We start from the raw sequence: 15,350 nt of genomic DNA on the forward strand, positions 1-15,350 counted from the left end.
GCCGCGCGCCGCGCCGTGCCGGCTGATCAGGAACGCGGCGCCGACCGGACCGGCGAGGCCGAGCCCGGCCGCCGTGAGCACCATCGCCCCGGTGAGCAGCACCGGGATCGGCGAGCGGGCGCCCGCTGCGTACCCGGACGCCGCGCGGGTTTCCCTCCAGCGAACCTGACTTCCCCGTGCTGGTGCGCATCGCCGAACCCTTCCGGTCGGACCAGGTCATGGACCATGACTACCGCGAAAGTACTGTATCCGAGTCCGGTCCCGGCCCCGTCCGCCGCGACGCAACCGGTACCGGGACCGACGTCAGCAATCATTCAGCGACCATTCGTGCCGCGTCGCGCGCGCTGATTGGGCCCTCCGATCCCGGGTACCGCCGAAGGTGAACCGGAGAAGGGAGGCCCGACATGACGACGGACCCCGATCCTGTCAACACCCCGGATCTCGAACCCGGCGGCGGTGTCCATCCCGGGCACACACCGCCGGAGGCGCCACAGACCTCGGGTCTGTCCGCACCGGAGCCGAGTACACGCCATCGGTTCCCGCTCACCGGCATCGGCGCCGTCGTGGTGGCGGTGCTGGTGGTGCTGCTGTTCGGCGTCGCCGCCGTCGCCCTGATCGCGGCGATGCTCTGACCTGTCGAAAGGACACACGATGACCGAACCCGAACGGTACGAGCACCAGTTCCCCGACGAGGCGCGCACGACCCGCTCGCACGCGGGCGAGTCCATCGAGGACGTCCGCAACTGGCCCGGGCTGATCCTGGTCGGGCTCGGCCTGATCCTGCTGGCGCTGACGCTGACCGCGGCAGGCTACGGCTTCGCGGGCTGGGCCGTGATCGCCGGTGTGCTGTGCGGGGTCTGCCTGATCGCGGGCGTCGCCATCGTGCTCGGGGAGCACTGGCGGGTGAAGGCCCGCGAGGGACTCGACCTGAGCGATCCGCAGGGTCACTGACCGCCGCGGAAATCCATCGTTTCGCGCTCGCCGACCCGGGTATGCCCGCTGGCGGACGCGCCCCGCCACCACCGTGGCGGGTCACGAGTGAAAGGACTCGCGTGATGCTCGGACTCGGAATCCTCGGGTGGATCATCCTCGGTGGACTGGCGGGATGGATCGCCAGCAAGATCATGAAAACCGATGCCCAGCAGGGCATCCTGCTCAACATCGTCGTCGGCATCATCGGCGGCCTGCTCGGCGGTTTCCTGCTGAAGCTCTTCGGCGTCGACGTGGAAGGCGGCGGGCTGTGGTTCAGCTTCTTCACCTGCCTGGGCGGCGCGGTCGTGCTGCTGTTCCTCGTCGGCCTCGTCACGGGCCGTCGCGCTTGACGCCGCGGCCGCGCCGGTGACTCCGCACGCCCGCCGGGATCTCCCGGCGGGCGTGCGGTTTGTCCGGGGCCGTGCCGGGTAGTGCGATCCGGCGGCCCCTCCGCGAACGATTGCCCCGAAAGGAGCCGATCATGACCGAACCCCGACCGAGCTACGACCCGCCGCAGGACACCGGCGCGCCCGACGCGGTGGAGACCGACCCGGCCGCCCTCAACAGCGGTGAGGATCTCGACGAGGACCGGTTGCGTCGCGATCCCCTCGGGCCCGCCATGGATCCGCCCGAACAGTGGTCGGGCGCCACGAAATACGGAATGACCGCCTGGGAGCAGTCCCACCCCCGCGGCCTGGGCGAGCGGCTCGCGGAGGAGGAGCCCGATGTCGGCGCCGGGTCCGCGCCCGCCCCGCGGGACGCCGAAGCGGACGAGGAGGCGGGCGGGACCCAGCGCGACTACGAGGAGCGCCTCGGCATCTCCGCCGACGGCGCCGGCGGCGCGCTGCCGGAGCAGACGCCCGAGCCGCCGGACTGACCGGCGCGGCGGTCCGGGCCGCGTCAGCGGTCGAAGCCGACCAGCGCCGAGGCCAGGGTGTCGGTGCCGAGGACCTCGAGGGCCTGGGTGCGCACGTCCGGGCAGGTCGCGGTGGTGACGGTGTCGACGATGCCGTTGTCGGAGATGATGTCGTCGTTGAGCCCGTCGTTGCGGGCGGCCCAGTTGTGCACGGTGCCGTTGAAGCTGACCTTGGCCACGGTGGTGCCCTGGGAGCGCCAGTTGTCCAGCTCGGCGCCGATCATGTCGCACAGCTGCCGGGACGCTTCGGGGGAGACGGCCGCCGCGCCGCCCGCGCTCGTCGAGGCGGGGGCGGAGGTGGTGGCGTGGGAGGTGTGGGGGACCGGCGCGGAGGTGGTCACGCCGTCGTCGTTGTCGGCGTCGCTGGTGCAGGACGCGGTCGCGAGCGCGGCGAAGACGGCGAACGCGCCGAGCGCGGTGCGGGTGCGGGTGTTCATGGGTCGGTTTCTCCTCACCGATCGGCTACGGGGGCGTGGGAGTGCCTACCCGCCGGGGGAGGTCGCAATCACGGGCGCGGCGGCGGGGGCCGCAGCAGGGCGGGGAGCGCCACGAGGGGGAAGAGGAGCAGCCAGAGGTTCGGAATCCACCACATCGGCTCGTAGTCGCCGCGTACGACGTAGAAGTTCAGCGCCATCAGTCCAGCGGCGGCGGTGAGCGCGAGGGACACGACCAGCAGCTGCGGCGCGGTCCGGGAGCGCGGGCCGAGGGCCAGTCCGGCGAGGCCGAGCCCGATGGCGGCCAGGTCGAGGCCGAGGAAGGACCAGTTCCATTGCCGCAGCAGCGGATCGGTGCCCACGCTGATCGCGCCGAGTGCGGTGGCGATCCAGTAGCCGAGGAAGCCGAGGTCGGTGATCAGCATCGTCGTCTTCGCGACGCCGAGCGGGGGTGCGGACCCGCACTGTTTCATAACCACGGTTACGTAATATCCGTCATGTAAAGTCCGGTGTCAATGCCGAAAGTCGTCGATCACGAGCAGCGCCGCCGGGCGATCGGGGCTGCCGCGTGCCAGGTCATCGCCGCGCGGGGGCTCGCCGACACCAGCCTGCGCGACATCGCCGCGGCCGCCGGGTGCACCACCGGCATGCTCACCCACTACTTCGCCGACAAGCGCGCGGTGCTGCGGTACGCGCTCGGCACCGCCTCCTCGGCGGTCGCCCGACGGATCACCGCGCTGGCCGCCGAGGGCGCCGGGGTGTTCGAGCTGCTGTGTCAGTGCCTGCCGATGGACGAGGCGCGCGGCGTCGAATGGCGGGTGTGGATCGCGTTCTGGGACGGGGCCGCCCACGATCCCGAACTCGCCGCCGAGCAGCGGGCCCGCTACCAGGGCTGGCGCGAGGCGCTCGAGGTCGTGCTGGTCGCCGCCGGGCACCGAGCCGGCCCCGCCCTGGCCGAGGCCGCCGAATCGCTGATGATCGTCATCGACGGCATCGGCCTGCAGGCCGTCTACGATCCGGACCGGTTCACCCCGGCGTACCAGCGCAGGCTCCTGCGCAGGCACGCCGAGCCCGTCCTCGCCGCCCTCGACGGCGCGCCCGCCGTCTGAACGCTCACCGCGCCACGTCCGGCGCCCGGATCGCGGCGTCCGCGAGCAGCGTGGCGGGAATCCGGACCTCGGCGCACACGCCGCCGTAGTCGGAGTCGCCCAACCGGACCGTCAGGCCGTGCTCGGCGGCGAGGCGCGCCACCACGAACAACCCGAACCTGCTGTCGCGCACGAGGGCATCGAGGTCGAAAGCCGGGGCGGTCGAGAGCAACTCGTTCCAGGCCCGCAGCTGGTCGACGTCCATGCCGATGCCCTGGTCGCCGACCGACACGACCGCGCCGCCGTCGGCCGTCGTGCCGCCCACCTCGATCCGCGTGCCCGCCGGGGAGAACGCGGCGGCGTTGTCGATCAGTTCGGCCAGCAGGTGCGCCAGGTCGGTCACCGCCGCCCCCGAGACCGCGACCTCGGCGACCCGCGCGAGCCGCACCCGCGCGAACTCGGTGCTCTCGGCGACGGCGCCGCGCACCACGTCGACCAGCGCCACCGGTCCGCGCCACGCCCGGCCGGGACGGACACCGGCCAGGACGAGCAGATTCTCGGCGTTGCGGCGCCCCCGGGTCGCCAGGTGGTCGAGCCGGAAGAACAGGTCGAGCAGCTCGGGATCCTGCTGGTGCCGCTCGGCCTCGTCGAGCACCGCGAGCTGGCGGTGCGCCAGCGCCTGGCTGCGCCCGGCGAGGTCGGCGAACACCGCCCGCGTCCCCCGGCGCAGGTCGACCTGGGCGACCACCGCCTCGACCACGGCCGCCGCCGCGTGCTCGAAAGCCACCGCCACCTCACCGATCTCGTCGCGCCCGAGATCCAGCGGCGCCTGCGCGCGCGGCACCACGGTGGCCGGGTCGCCGTCCTCGGCGGCGCGCAGGACCGCGGGCAGCCCGACCTCGGCGACGTCCAGCGTGCGGTCACGCAACCTGCGCACCCGCCTGCCGAGCCGGGCGCCGATCGACAGGGCGAGGCCGGTCGACCCCGACGCCAGCGCCAGCACGATCGTGGCGGCCAGGAGCCCGGTGCGGATCTCGCGGTCGGCCGCGCGGTCGGCGTCGTCCTGCACGCTGTCGTGTTGGGCGGCATAGACGTTCAGGAGCCCGGTCAGCACCTCGCCGAATACCGGCCGCCAGTCCCGGCCCCCGGCGACGGACCCGGTGACCGCCTCGCCGAGCAGCGCGTCCTCCCGCTCGGCAAGGGCACGCCAGGCGGATCCGGCCAGCAGTGCGGCGAGGCGGTCCCGCGCGGGCCCGCTCAGCTCGGCGGCGAGGCCGGTCAGCGCGGTCCGGTAGTGCCCGACCTGGTGGACGAGATCGTCGGCCGTGAACGCCGCGCCGCCGGACTCGCTCAGCCCGACACCGACGGTGGCCGCCTTCGTCAGCGCCACCGCCGCGTCGATCAGCCGCCGCGACTCGGCCACGCGCGCGGCGAGCAGCGGATCGGGGGCCCGGCGTTGCGCCTCGCGGAATCCCGCGTCGAACAGCGCCATCGGCGCGTCGAAGACGGCGGCGGCGTGCGCGGCCGAGAGCCTGCCGGTGTCGATGCCCTGGCGCGCGTGGGCGAGCTTCGGCGCGAACGCCGTCCAGAACTCCGCGATCGCCGGTGCCGGGCGGTGCCGCAGCCGGTCGGCTCGCAGCAGCCGCGCGAAACCGGCGTCCACCCGGTCCCGTGCGGCGCCGAGGTCGGGCGACACCGCGGTCCCCCTGGCGAGCTTCTGGACCGACAGCAGCCGCTCGGCCGCGACGGCCGCGAGCAGTTCCGAGGCGGCGGGCCGGATCCGCGCGAGATCCTCGCTCCACTCGCGGATCTGCACACCGTCGCCGACGAGCCCCGCCGAGACCGTCACACCGAGGACCGACAACGTCAGGCCGGGCACGAGGGCGACCACCGCCAGCCGCACGCGCACGCGGCGCCACACCGAGAACATCCGGCGAATCTAGAGCCGCCCGACCAGCGCCGATGCCACGTCGGCGCGGAATTGTGCCACTCCGTGCGCTCGGCCGCGCATCGGTGTGAATCAGTCCAAACTGTCGAGCGCCCGGCCCGGGAACCGCGGCGGACCGGCCTAGCCTCCCGGCATCGACGCTTCGTCCGAAAGGTTCCCGATGATCGTGAACACCCTGCCCGTCCGTGCCGGACTCCTCACCACCGCACTCGTGCTCGCCGCCGCCGCACCCGCGCTCACCGCCGCACCCGCGACGGCCGCCCCGTCGTGCGCGGACGTGCACGTGGTCGCGGCCCGCGGGACCAACGAGCCGGGCGGCACGTTCAGCAGATACCACCTGGGCACCGTGGTCGGCAATCCCGTCTACGCCGCCGTCGACGACGCGCTGCGGAGGTCGACCGACGCCTACCGCGTCGAGTACCCGGCGAGCCTGGAACAGCCCGCCTCGGTCCAGCAGGGCAACCGCGACCTGGTCGACCACGTCGTGGCGCGCGCGGCGGCCTGCCCGGACCAGAAGTTCGTTCTGGTCGGCTACTCCCAGGGCGCCAACGTCGTCGACAACGCCCTGGGCGTCAGCAGCGAGGGCGCCAAGGTCGGCGGACCGATCGTGGCCACCCTGCCCGCCGCGCTGGCCCCACGGATCGCGGCGATCCTGCTGTTCGGCAACCCCATTCGCGAACTGGGCCGCTCGGTCACCGGCGACTACGCCGAGCGCACCTTCGACGTCTGCAACGACAACGACCCCGTCTGCGACCCCGACGGCACCGACTGGAACGTGCACCTGCAGTACAAGCGGCACGCCGACGACGCGGCCGCCTTCGTCGCGGCACGCCTGCGCTAGGCGCGGGGGAGACGGTGACGGAGCGGGCGGCCGGGCACGAGCATCCGGGTGCCACGACGCGGGACCGGATCGTCGCCTCGGCCGCCGCGCTCTTCGGGGAACACGGCATCGAGGGCACCTCCGTGGCCCGCATCGCCGCGCACGCCGGGGTCGGGCCCGGCACCGTGCGCAGGCACTTCGCCGACCACACCGCCCTCGCCGACGAGATCCGCACCCGCCTGCTCGCCCGCGCGGAGCACGAATTCACGGCCAGGGCCACGGGATTGACCGTCCGGGGCGACCGCTCGGCCGACACCTGCACCCGGATCGCCGCCGCGCTGCTCGACACCTTCGCCGACCTGCTCGTCACGCACGCGCCGGTGGTGCGCGCCCTGGCCGACCACGTCGCGTTCGAGGACAGCGGGCTCGCCGCGTTCGAGGCCAGGATCCAGGTACCCGTCCGGCTCGTCCTCGTCCGCAGCCTCGGCCCGCTCGACCACCGGTTCCTCGACGCCGCCACCACGATCCTGACCACCACCGGCTTCGCCGCCGTCATCCGCACGGCCGAACCCGGGACCGACCCGGATACCCGGGCCCGCACGCTGGCGATGACCGCCCGCATGATGGGCGTCTGGCTGGCCGCCGAGGCCGCCGCGGGGCCGCCGCCGGTGCGTCCACCGGGGTCCTGAACCCCGCCTGGCGGGACGCGCGGGCCGGTAGCATCACCGCATCGGCAGGACCTCGGCGACGCGGAATGACGGGATGGTGCACAGCGACCTGGACCCGGTGGCCACGAGCTACCTCGGCCGCGAAGCGGATATCGATGCCGTGGCGCGGCTGGTCGGCGGGCACCGCCTGGTCTCGATCACCGGCACCGGCGGACTCGGCAAGACCCGGCTGGCCCGCAAGGTTGCCGTACGCCTGGCGGGCCGCGGCGAGGTGCTCTTCGTCGAGCTGGCCGGACTGCGGCACGACCGCGAGGTCGCTCCGGCGGTGGCGGCGGCGCTCGGGCTGCGGATCGGCCCCGCCGAGACCGCCGAGGGCCGGGTGCTCGACCACCTGTCCCGGCGTGCCCTGCTGCTGGTCCTCGACAACTGCGAGCATCTGACCGCGGGCGGCGCGGAGTTCGCCGCGCGCGTGCTCGACCGCTGTGGTGACGTGCGCGTCCTCGCCACCAGCAGGCAGTCCCTTCGGGTCGCCGGGGAGCGGGTCTACCGGGTCCCGCCGCTGGCCGCGCCCGACCCGGGCGTCGACGAGCCCGCCGCGGTCGCGGCCCACCCGGCCGCCGCGTTGTTGATCGACCGGGGCCGCGCGGTCCGCGCCGACTTCCGGATCACCGCGGGCAACGCCGCCGAGATCGCCGAGCTGTGCCGCCTGCTCGACGGGGTGCCGCTGGCGATCGAGCTGGCCGCGGCCCGGCTGCGGGCGCTCACGCCCCGGCAGATCCTGGACCGCTGGCGCGGGAGCCTCGGATTGCCCGGCGCGTGGTCGCACGGCGTGCCGGACCGGCACCGCACGGTGCGCGCCACCGTGGAGTGGAGCTACCGGCTCTGCACCGAGGACGAACGGCGCGCGTGGGCACGGCTGTCGATCTTCCAGGACTGGTTCGAACTCGAGGCCGCCGAGCACCTGTGCGCGGACGCGGGTCTCGGCGCCGCGACCGATGTCGTCATGGACGCGCTGGTCGACAAGTCGATCCTGGAACGTCGCGGCCAGGACATCGCGCAGTTCCGGCTGCCGAGCTCCCTGCGGGAACTCGGCCGGGAGGAACTCGACGCGCACGCCCTGACCGAGGCGGTGGCGCGGCGGCACCGCGACTGGTTCCGGCGGCTGGTCCTCGACGCCGATCGCGACTTCGCCGGGCCACGGCAGGACGAACTGGTCGGGCGGCTGCGGACGGCGTTGCCCGACCTGCGGCGCGCGCTGGAATGGTCGCTGGGCACGGGGGAACCCGGCGTGGCCGTCGAGATGGTCACCCGCGTGGACGAATTCTGGACGATGACCGCCGCCAATCACGAGGCACGCGCCTGGTTGCGCCGCGGCCTCGCCGCCGCGCCGCCCGGACCGCGCACCGCGCTCGGCCACGCGATCGCGGCCCTGCACTCGCTGTGGCTGACCGACCGCGCGGGCGCCGAGCGAGATCTCGCGGCGGCCGAGGCCGCGGACCCCGGCGGCGATCGGGTCGTCGCCGCGCGGATCGGTGCGGTCCGCGCCATGGCCGCCAAGATCGACCTGGACAACCGCCGGGCTGCCCACCTAGCCGAATCCGCGATCGCGGTCCTGCTCGAGCACGGGCACGAGCGCGAGGTGCTCGCCGCCTGGAACACCTGGGCGCTGGCCACCGCGGCCGACGATCCCGTCCGCCGGCTGGCCGAACTGCGCGCCGCGGTCGCGCACTGCGCCGCCCGCGGCGAGATCTACCACCGGTCCACGCTGCTGTTCTCGATCACCCTCATCGAGACCATGCGCGGCGAACCCGCCGCGGGGGCGGTCACCGCCCGCGAGGCCCTCGGCTTCACCCGCCGGTGGGACAGCCGGTTCGGCGACGCCTACCACGTCGAATCGCTGGCCTGGGTCGCCGCGGCGCAGCGCCGCTTCCACCGGGCCGCGACCCTGTTCGGGATCGCCGCCGCCGCGTGGGAGACCCTCGGCGCGGACCCGGCGGTCGTGCTGGTCCGCCCGCACTCGCTCTACCGCGAGGCCACCGTCGCCGCGCTCGGCGCGGACGCGTTCGACCGGGCGCACCGGGCCGGTCGCGCGCTGCCGCAGGCCGAGGCGGTCGCGTTCGCGCTCGCCGGCGAATCGCCGACGGCGCCGGTCGGGCACGCGCCGCTGACCGGACGGGAGTTCGAGGTCGCGACACTGGTCGCGGACGGGCGGACCAACCGTGAGATCGCCGCGGAACTGGTGATCGCGACCCGCACCGCCGACACCCACGTCCGCAACATCCTGACCAAGCTCGACCTCGCCAATCGCACCCAGCTGGCGGCCTGGGTCCTCGCCAGGAGCGCGGCACACGCGGCGAATACGTAGTTCTGCCGATGCCCGGTGACCCGGCGACCGGGCACGCTCGTTCCATCCGGAGGGAACGAGGCGGACAGGAGTGCCGATGTCGGACAGGAACGGTGTCGCCCTCGCGGACCGGCCCGCGCGGATCGGGCCCGGCCCCGCGCGGCTCGCACGCCTCGTGGCCGGGCGCCTCGCGGACGAGGGCGCGCGGGTCCGGGCCGGGCGGCCGGACCGGTCGCTGCTGGAGGCGATCGCGCTCGCGTGCGTCACGCTGATCGACGGTCCGCGCGACGACGACACCGGCGGCGGCGCGGCCGGTTTCGGCGCGCAGGCCGCCGCCTGGGCACGTGAGGGGCTCGACGTCGGGGCCCTGATCCGGCTCGCCGGGCGCGGCCTGCGCGCGGCAGCCGACCTGCGCGGCGTCGACCCGGGCGCGGTCGCCGCGCTGATCGGCGAGGTGTCGGCCGTCATCGCCGAGAACTGTTCCCCTTCGGCGGGTTCGGACACCGGCGCCGCCGCGGCCCGCGCGGCGGTCGCGCGGCACCTGCTCGCCGGCACGCCCCCCGCGCGGATCGCGGCGCTGTGCGGCGGCGTTCCGGCGGCGCGATACTGGGTGCTCGCGGTGGGCCCGCCCGGCGCCGAGACCGGGACCGGTCTCGACCGCCGCGTGTGCGAGCGGCGGAGGCTCGCACGGATGGAGGCGGAGCTGGCCGCGGTGGACGAGGCCCCGGCCTTCGCGGTGCTGGCCGCCGGGGGCGGCACCGTGCTCCTGTCGCGCTCCGAGGACGACGGCGACCTGCCCGAGCGCGTCGGACGGCGGCTGGCCGACGCGGCGGGGGCGCCGATCGCGTGCGTGATCGCCGCCGCGCCCGTCGCCGCGGTCGCCGAGACCGCGTGCCGCGGGCACGAGCTGCTGGCGATCCTGCGGGAGCAGGGGGTGAGCGGCGGAACGCACCGGTTCGAGGACCACCTGCTCGACTATCAGATCTGCCGTCCCGGGCCCGCCCGCGACAGGCTCGCCGCCGTCCTGGCGCCCCTGGCGGACCACCCCGAGCTGCTCGGCACCCTGCGCTGCCACCTGACCGGCGAGATGAGCAGGCGCCGCACCGCGCGGGTGCTCCAGTTGCACATCAACTCCGTCGACTACCGGCTGCGGCGCATCTCCGCGCTGACCGGCTACGACCTCACCGACAGCCGCGACGCCTGGTACCTGCGTGCCGCGCTGGTGGCGGCCGGTCGAGCGACGGCGGGCGACCCGGTGTGCTGTGCCGGGCGACCGGCCCGGTCAGAGGACTCCCGATGACCGGATCGCGGCGACCGTCACCTCGGCGACACCGCGCATGCCCTCCACGGTCGGGTGGTAGGGGACCAGCGTCCGGTCGGCGATCACGGGCTCGAACCACCGCGAGCCCGCCGGGGCGCACATCCCGTGTCCGCGCGCCGCGCCCTGGGTGTCGACGTAGGTGGCGCCGTGCAGGGCGGCCTGGGCAGCGACCACGGTGTTGAGGCGATCGAACGCCGCCTGGATCCTGGCCGCGCCGCCGCGGCGCAGGCCGGTCATGGCGGCACAGGTCTCGCCCTCGGTGTAGACCGGCCAGCCGTCGACGAACACGGCCGCGTCCGGCGCCAGCGCCGAGATCCGCCGCAGCGCCGCCCCGTACGACGCCGCGACGGTGTCGATCTCGGCGTCCCAGGCGGGTTCGGCGCACGCGCCGCCGGAGGCGTCGGCGACATGGCAGGCGACGATGTGGCGGGTGAACTCGGCGTCGTTGGCGCCGATGTGCACCGTCACCAGGCGGGTCGCCGGGCCGAGCGCGTCGAACTGGGGGGCGATGCCCGGGCCCTGGGAGGTGGTGAGGTCCTTCAGCCGGGCCGAACTGCAGGTGCGGTCGTCGAGGCGGAGGCCGAGCTCGCGGGCGACGAGCGCGGGGGTGTTGACGGTCGACCGCGCGCACTGCAACGGCGCGCCCGTGTCCAGGGCGACCACTCCCGTCGTCGCCGCGCCGGAGTCGCCGAGCGCCACGTATTCCGCGCCGGGCACGGCCGCGCCCGCGGGCGGGCCCGCCATCGTGGCGCCGAGCAGGCCGAGCGCCAGCCCCGCCGCCCGGAGGCCTCTGCTGCTGCTTCCCATCACCATCCCGTTCCGTGGATCGGACATCGACGCCCGCGATGCTGCCCGGCCCGGGGCGTCGGTGCCGCGCGTTCGGGGCCGTGTCCGGGGTCGATCACAAGCGGTGTCGACGGTGCGCCGGGCCGGTTCACAACGACCGCGCGCCGCCGTCGGACCGGTCGTCCAGGAACAGGGGTGGGATGAAGTGCAGCATCAGCGTGGACCAGACCAGGTGGGTGACCTGGGAGGCGAGGATCCCGCCGGTGCGCTGACGCTGCACGCCGAACAGTGTGCCCATCACCGCCGCGGCCAGCACCAGCGCCGGGTTGCGTGTGGCGGTCGTGTTGAGGATGTAGGCGACCGTCGAGACGGCGACCGGCCCGCGCGCGGCCGCGTGGAAGACCGCGCCACGGAAGTACACCTCCTCGGCGGCTCCGTTGGCCAGGGTGGTCAGCAGGACCGCGGGCGTCCGGCCCTGATCGGCGTAGCGCATGACCGACGCGATCGCGTCGCGCAGCAGGGGGATCCGGCGCGCGACGAGCGCGCACCCGTAGAACACGCCGAACGCCGCGACCCCGGTCGCCGCCGGGACGAGGACGCGACGATCGGCGGGGCCCGTCGCCGCCGGCGTGGTGACCAGGCCGCCCGCGGTCAACGTGGCGGCGGTGGCGAAGGTGAGCCCGTAGAACCGGCCGCTGGCGGGTGGCGCCGCCAGCGAGGCGCCCAGCAGCGCGGTGCCGGCCAGGCCGACCGCTGCGACCTGCCCGGGCCGGCGTTCACCCGGTCCCGGCCGCACCCGGCGCAGCCACGCGCGCGCGCTCATGCCCCGGGCCGCGATCCGACGCGTTCGCCGAGCGCGCGCAGGACCGCCTCGTCGTAGCCGATCGTCTCGAACGGCAGGATGTCGCGGATGGCGTCGTCGTGCACGACGACCTCGTTGACCATCGAATCCACCAGCGACCGGCCGGTGCGGACGTCGACGTCGGTGACCAGCGCCAGCCATCGCGAGGAGAGCCGCGGCGACAGCAGCGGCACGGGCAGGATCGGCATCGGCCGTCCCTGGATGCGGGCCACCCGACGCAGCATGTCGAGGTAGGCGAGTACGTCCGGGCCGCCGATCTCGTAGGTGTTGCCGGTGGTGCGCGGCTCGGTGAGCACGCCGGCCAGATAGCGGATCACGTCGTCGACCGCGATCGGCTGGGTGCGGGTGCGGACCCAGCGCGGCGTGATCATCGCGGGCAGATGCTCGACCAGCTGCCGGGTGATCTCCCAGGAGATGCCGCCGTGCCCCACGATGATCCCGGCCCGCAGGGTGGTCGTCGGCACGCCGGCCTCGCCGAGCAGGGTCTCGACCTCCCGGCGGCTGCGCAGATGCGGCGAGAGCCGGTCGGCGTCGTCGCCGAGCCCGCCCAGGTAGATGATGCGGCGGACCCCCGCGTCGGCGGCGGCGCGGCCGAAGGTGCGGGCCGCCAGCGCATCGCGGCGTTCGAAGTCCTCCTCGGCCAGCGAGTGCACGAGGTAGTAAGCGGTGTCGCAGCCGCGCAGCGCCTCGGCCAGGGCGGCGGCGTCGGTGACGTCGGCGCCGACGGGCGTGCCCGCGCCGGCATAGGTGTCCGGGTGACGGGTCATGGCCCGCACGGTGTGCCCTTCCTCCTCCAGGCGCGGGCACAGCCGTCGCCCGATGAATCCGGTCGACCCGGCTACGAGTACGTCCACAGCACATCCTCTCCACGCGGGGCGGTGGAACGGCCGGGCCTGGCGGCGCCGACGGGGTGGGGCATCCGCCAGGCTACCGGCGACGCGCCGGCGGGTGGCGCATGTCCCGGGCGGCGCCGTCCGTGCGCGTCGACCGCCGGGATCGGCCGCCACCACGGGGTTTCGTCGGCCGAGACAAGCATTCGCGTGAACCTCTGTGAGCACGAACCGAACTCGGGCCGACACCTTGTGGACGCTCCCGCCGGCCGAGAGGATTGCCGCAACCATCCCGGGGGAAGGACCTGCCCGCATGACGAACACGTACGTACGCCGAGTGGTCGCGCTGGCCCGCCGCGCCGGTACGGCCGTCGGGGCCGGGCTGCTCCTCGCCGCCGCCGCGAGCGGGCCGGTGGTCGCCGAGCCGCTCTACCCCGCGCCCGATCCGGACCCGTTCTACGCCCAGCCCGCCGACCTGGGCGCCGCCTCGCCGGGCCAGGTCCTCGGCCTGCGGCGCATGCCGGACCTGCCGATGTTCCCGGACACCACCGTCACCGTGGTCCGGTTCCGTTCCACCGACTCCACCGGCGGACCCATCGCGGCGACCACCACCGTGCTGCAACCGGCGCAGCACCGACGGGGCGGCCCGCTGTTGTCCTATCAGCACATCATCAACGCGCTCGGCGCCAAATGCTCGGTTTCCCACGTGCTCTACACCAGCGACCCCGATCTCCAGATCCGGGAGGCGCCCACCTGGAACGTGCTGCTGCGCCAGGGCTGGACCATGGTGCTGCCCGACCATCTCGGCCCCACCTTCGCCTACGGCGCGGCCAGGCTGGGCGGCCAGGTCACCCTCGACAGCCTGCGCGCGGTCCGCTCGGTCGCCGACTTCGACCTGGCCGACAGCCCCATCGGCATGGCCGGCTACTCCGGCGGCGGGATGGCGACCGCGTGGGCGGCGGCCCTCGCCCCGGACTACGCGCCCGAGCTGGCGATCGCGGGGGCGGCCATGGGCGGGGTGCCGATGAACCTGATCGCGATGCTGGAGGGTCTCGGCTTCGGCGGCCATCCGGCGTTCGGCCTGGCCATGGCCGCCGGGATCGGCCTCGAGCGCGAGTACCGCGACCGGTTCCCGATCGGCGATCAGCTCAACGCGCGCGGGCTCGCGCTGCGTGCCGCGGTGGCCGACTCGTGCACCAACAACATCCTGACCGAGGGTGCGGGCAAGGGCATCATGGATGTCGCCTCCACGACGCGGATGATCGACAGCCCGGAGGCCCGCGCGGTCGTGGAGGAGAACAGCCTCGAGCTGTTCCCGGGCGTCCCGGCCACTCCGATCTTCGAATGGCATTCGGGCACCGACGTTCTCATCCCGGTGGACGCGATCACCCGGACCATGCGGCGCTGGTGCGAGGCGGGTGCGCGGGTGCGCAGCGAAGCGGTGATCAGCCCCGACCACCTCACCGCCGCCCTCATCGGCCTGCCCGGCGCGGTGAGCTGGCTCGACGCCCGCATGCGCGGGGAACCGGCCCCCACCAACTGCTGAGCGCGACCCGAACGCCGCCCCGCGCCGGTGGTGCGGTGGTGTCACCGATCGCAGACCTGGATCGCTTCGAGCCCGTGCCCGCGCGACGAACCGTGGCCCGAGCCGGTGTGGCCGGTACCGGCGGCGCCGAGCTGCTCGGCGAGGCCGTCGGTCCTGAGCGCGGCCGGCCCGGAAAACCATGCGGCCGCACCGTTTCGGGCGCTGGGTCACGCCGAGGTCCGGACGCACATCCGTTGCGCACCGCGACGGGGACGAGCTCGCCGAACAGCTCGCGCGCCGGCGCGCGCATCCCGAGCGGCACCCGTAGGTGAGCGGCTGCGTCACGACGCGGGCAGGGAGACCGGCGGCCCCGGCCACGTGCCCGCCGCGCGCTGGGCCCACTCGCCCGATCGGCGCGCGGCGCCCGCGTGTCCGCGAGATCGCCGGAGTGTCGTCACGAGATCGCAAAGTGGCCGGCGCCCCCGTTCGGATGTTGTCTGAATATTTGCTGACCTATGCTTCGGTCATGGACATCGATCCGAGCCCGCCGATCCTCACCGGCCTCGACGACGGCCTTGTCCTCGACATCGCCGAGGTCGGGATCCACAACCCCCTGCCGCTGCCCGGCGAGACCACCTACGCCTACGCCGTGGCGGCCGACGGGGACCGGTACCGTCTGCCCGATCCGTTGCACGAGTGGGTGACCAGGACGCTGGCCGAGCACTACGCGCGGCGCGAGGCCGGGCAGGCGCCGCCGCTGCCCGCCTCCGTGGAGTTCGGCGTCCGCGATGGCCGGATGTTTGCCCGGCGGCGCCCGCCCACGTCGTGATCGAGGC

Annotated in this window: 17 protein-coding genes; 11 read left to right on the forward strand and 6 right to left on the reverse strand. The window is 74.5% G+C overall.

Features of this window, described 5'->3' with window-relative positions; all coding sequences use genetic code 11:
• Nucleotides 1–404: 404 nt before the first annotated feature.
• The 4 genes from ON36_RS29815 (at nucleotide 405) to ON36_RS29830 (ending at nucleotide 1,849) form a co-directional block, all read left to right on the forward strand.
• Nucleotides 405–632, forward strand: a complete 228-nt coding sequence (locus tag ON36_RS29815; protein ID WP_043660743.1) for a DUF6480 family protein — start codon at nucleotides 405–407, stop codon at nucleotides 630–632.
• Nucleotides 633–651: 19 nt separating this feature from the next.
• Nucleotides 652–951: a hypothetical protein gene (locus ON36_RS29820; protein WP_043660745.1), complete on the forward strand. Its 300-nt coding sequence runs from the start codon at nucleotides 652–654 to the stop codon at nucleotides 949–951.
• Nucleotides 952–1,055: 104 nt separating this feature from the next.
• Nucleotides 1,056–1,322: a GlsB/YeaQ/YmgE family stress response membrane protein gene (locus ON36_RS29825; protein WP_043660748.1), complete on the forward strand. Its 267-nt coding sequence runs from the start codon at nucleotides 1,056–1,058 to the stop codon at nucleotides 1,320–1,322.
• A gap of 131 nt (nucleotides 1,323–1,453) precedes the next feature.
• Nucleotides 1,454–1,849, forward strand: a complete 396-nt coding sequence (locus ON36_RS29830; RefSeq protein ID WP_043660750.1) for a hypothetical protein — start codon at nucleotides 1,454–1,456, stop codon at nucleotides 1,847–1,849.
• 23 nt (nucleotides 1,850–1,872) lie between these two features.
• Here the strand turns inward: ON36_RS29830 and ON36_RS36445 are convergent, their stop codons facing one another.
• Together ON36_RS36445 and ON36_RS29840 are read right to left on the reverse strand one after the other, a co-directional pair.
• On the reverse strand, nucleotides 1,873–2,325 hold the full coding sequence (locus tag ON36_RS36445) for a hypothetical protein (RefSeq protein ID WP_043660752.1): 453 nt from the start codon (nucleotides 2,323–2,325) through the stop codon (nucleotides 1,873–1,875).
• 68 nt (nucleotides 2,326–2,393) lie between these two features.
• The gene (locus tag ON36_RS29840; RefSeq protein WP_043660754.1) at nucleotides 2,394–2,795 is read right to left on the reverse strand and encodes a DUF5360 family protein; all 402 of its coding nucleotides are present in this window, start codon (nucleotides 2,793–2,795) and stop codon (nucleotides 2,394–2,396) included.
• A gap of 42 nt (nucleotides 2,796–2,837) precedes the next feature.
• Here ON36_RS29840 and ON36_RS29845 point away from each other — a divergent pair, with 42 nt between their 5' ends.
• Nucleotides 2,838–3,431 carry a TetR/AcrR family transcriptional regulator gene (locus ON36_RS29845; RefSeq protein ID WP_052314512.1) on the forward strand — a complete coding sequence of 198 codons (594 nt, stop codon included), beginning with the start codon at nucleotides 2,838–2,840 and terminating at the stop codon, nucleotides 3,429–3,431.
• Nucleotides 3,432–3,435: 4 nt separating this feature from the next.
• Here the strand turns inward: ON36_RS29845 and ON36_RS29850 are convergent, their stop codons facing one another.
• Entirely contained in the window at nucleotides 3,436–5,340 is a 1,905-nt protein-coding gene (locus tag ON36_RS29850) for a sensor histidine kinase (protein WP_052314513.1), read from the reverse strand.
• A gap of 178 nt (nucleotides 5,341–5,518) precedes the next feature.
• On the opposite strand from ON36_RS29850, the gene ON36_RS29855 reads away from it, so the two are divergent.
• The 4 genes from ON36_RS29855 to ON36_RS33130 all read left to right on the forward strand — a co-directional run bounded on the left by ON36_RS29855 (nucleotide 5,519) and on the right by ON36_RS33130 (nucleotide 10,490).
• Nucleotides 5,519–6,199: a cutinase family protein gene (locus tag ON36_RS29855; protein WP_052314514.1), complete on the forward strand. Its 681-nt coding sequence runs from the start codon at nucleotides 5,519–5,521 to the stop codon at nucleotides 6,197–6,199.
• Nucleotides 6,200–6,213: 14 nt separating this feature from the next.
• Nucleotides 6,214–6,867 (forward strand): TetR/AcrR family transcriptional regulator, encoded by a 654-nt coding sequence (locus ON36_RS34350; protein WP_052314515.1) that lies wholly within the window; start codon nucleotides 6,214–6,216, stop codon nucleotides 6,865–6,867.
• Between the two features lie 73 nt (nucleotides 6,868–6,940).
• Nucleotides 6,941–9,211: an ATP-binding protein gene (locus ON36_RS29865; protein ID WP_043660756.1), complete on the forward strand. Its 2,271-nt coding sequence runs from the start codon at nucleotides 6,941–6,943 to the stop codon at nucleotides 9,209–9,211.
• Nucleotides 9,212–9,287: 76 nt separating this feature from the next.
• On the forward strand, nucleotides 9,288–10,490 hold the full coding sequence (locus tag ON36_RS33130; RefSeq protein ID WP_052314516.1) for a helix-turn-helix domain-containing protein: 1,203 nt from the start codon (nucleotides 9,288–9,290) through the stop codon (nucleotides 10,488–10,490).
• Here the strand turns inward: ON36_RS33130 and ON36_RS29875 are convergent.
• The 3 genes from ON36_RS29875 to ON36_RS29885 form a co-directional block, all read right to left on the reverse strand.
• Nucleotides 10,473–11,318 carry an SGNH/GDSL hydrolase family protein gene (locus tag ON36_RS29875; RefSeq protein ID WP_245558257.1) on the reverse strand — a complete coding sequence of 282 codons (846 nt, stop codon included), beginning with the start codon at nucleotides 11,316–11,318 and terminating at the stop codon, nucleotides 10,473–10,475. The genes ON36_RS33130 and ON36_RS29875 overlap by 18 nt on opposite strands.
• Nucleotides 11,319–11,445: 127 nt before the next feature.
• Nucleotides 11,446–12,120 (reverse strand): CPBP family intramembrane glutamic endopeptidase, encoded by a 675-nt coding sequence (locus tag ON36_RS29880; RefSeq protein WP_052314518.1) that lies wholly within the window; start codon nucleotides 12,118–12,120, stop codon nucleotides 11,446–11,448.
• Nucleotides 12,117–13,013: an NAD(P)H-binding protein gene (locus tag ON36_RS29885; RefSeq protein WP_043660762.1), complete on the reverse strand. Its 897-nt coding sequence runs from the start codon at nucleotides 13,011–13,013 to the stop codon at nucleotides 12,117–12,119. Before ON36_RS29885 ends, ON36_RS29880 begins: the two co-directional genes overlap by 4 nt.
• A gap of 289 nt (nucleotides 13,014–13,302) precedes the next feature.
• Between ON36_RS29885 and ON36_RS29890 the strand changes: the two genes are divergently transcribed.
• Both ON36_RS29890 and ON36_RS35175 read left to right on the forward strand, forming a co-directional pair.
• Entirely contained in the window at nucleotides 13,303–14,535 is a 1,233-nt protein-coding gene (locus ON36_RS29890) for a lipase family protein (protein ID WP_043660764.1), read from the forward strand.
• 505 nt (nucleotides 14,536–15,040) lie between these two features.
• Nucleotides 15,041–15,343 carry a hypothetical protein gene (locus ON36_RS35175; RefSeq protein ID WP_043660767.1) on the forward strand — a complete coding sequence of 101 codons (303 nt, stop codon included), beginning with the start codon at nucleotides 15,041–15,043 and terminating at the stop codon, nucleotides 15,341–15,343.
• Nucleotides 15,344–15,350: the final 7 nt, after the last annotated feature.

The organism is Nocardia thailandica NBRC 100428, from assembly GCF_000308795.1.
GTDB lineage: Bacteria > Actinomycetota > Actinomycetes > Mycobacteriales > Mycobacteriaceae > Nocardia > Nocardia thailandica.

Coding starts and splice junctions, on each gene's coding strand:
- ON36_RS29815 (WP_043660743.1), top strand. CDS start 405: ATGACGACGGACCCCGATCCTGTCAACACCCCGGATCTCGAACCCGGC.
- ON36_RS29820 (WP_043660745.1), top strand. CDS start 652: ATGACCGAACCCGAACGGTACGAGCACCAGTTCCCCGACGAGGCGCGC.
- ON36_RS29825 (WP_043660748.1), top strand. CDS start 1,056: ATGCTCGGACTCGGAATCCTCGGGTGGATCATCCTCGGTGGACTGGCG.
- ON36_RS29830 (WP_043660750.1), top strand. CDS start 1,454: ATGACCGAACCCCGACCGAGCTACGACCCGCCGCAGGACACCGGCGCG.
- ON36_RS36445 (WP_043660752.1), bottom strand. CDS start 2,325: ATGAACACCCGCACCCGCACCGCGCTCGGCGCGTTCGCCGTCTTCGCC.
- ON36_RS29840 (WP_043660754.1), bottom strand. CDS start 2,795: ATGAAACAGTGCGGGTCCGCACCCCCGCTCGGCGTCGCGAAGACGACG.
- ON36_RS29845 (WP_052314512.1), top strand. CDS start 2,838: ATGCCGAAAGTCGTCGATCACGAGCAGCGCCGCCGGGCGATCGGGGCT.
- ON36_RS29850 (WP_052314513.1), bottom strand. CDS start 5,340: ATGTTCTCGGTGTGGCGCCGCGTGCGCGTGCGGCTGGCGGTGGTCGCC.
- ON36_RS29855 (WP_052314514.1), top strand. CDS start 5,519: ATGATCGTGAACACCCTGCCCGTCCGTGCCGGACTCCTCACCACCGCA.
- ON36_RS29865 (WP_043660756.1), top strand. CDS start 6,941: ATGGTGCACAGCGACCTGGACCCGGTGGCCACGAGCTACCTCGGCCGC.
- ON36_RS33130 (WP_052314516.1), top strand. CDS start 9,288: ATGTCGGACAGGAACGGTGTCGCCCTCGCGGACCGGCCCGCGCGGATC.
- ON36_RS29875 (WP_245558257.1), bottom strand. CDS start 11,318: ATGGGAAGCAGCAGCAGAGGCCTCCGGGCGGCGGGGCTGGCGCTCGGC.
- ON36_RS29880 (WP_052314518.1), bottom strand. CDS start 12,120: ATGAGCGCGCGCGCGTGGCTGCGCCGGGTGCGGCCGGGACCGGGTGAA.
- ON36_RS29890 (WP_043660764.1), top strand. CDS start 13,303: ATGACGAACACGTACGTACGCCGAGTGGTCGCGCTGGCCCGCCGCGCC.
- ON36_RS35175 (WP_043660767.1), top strand. CDS start 15,041: ATGGACATCGATCCGAGCCCGCCGATCCTCACCGGCCTCGACGACGGC.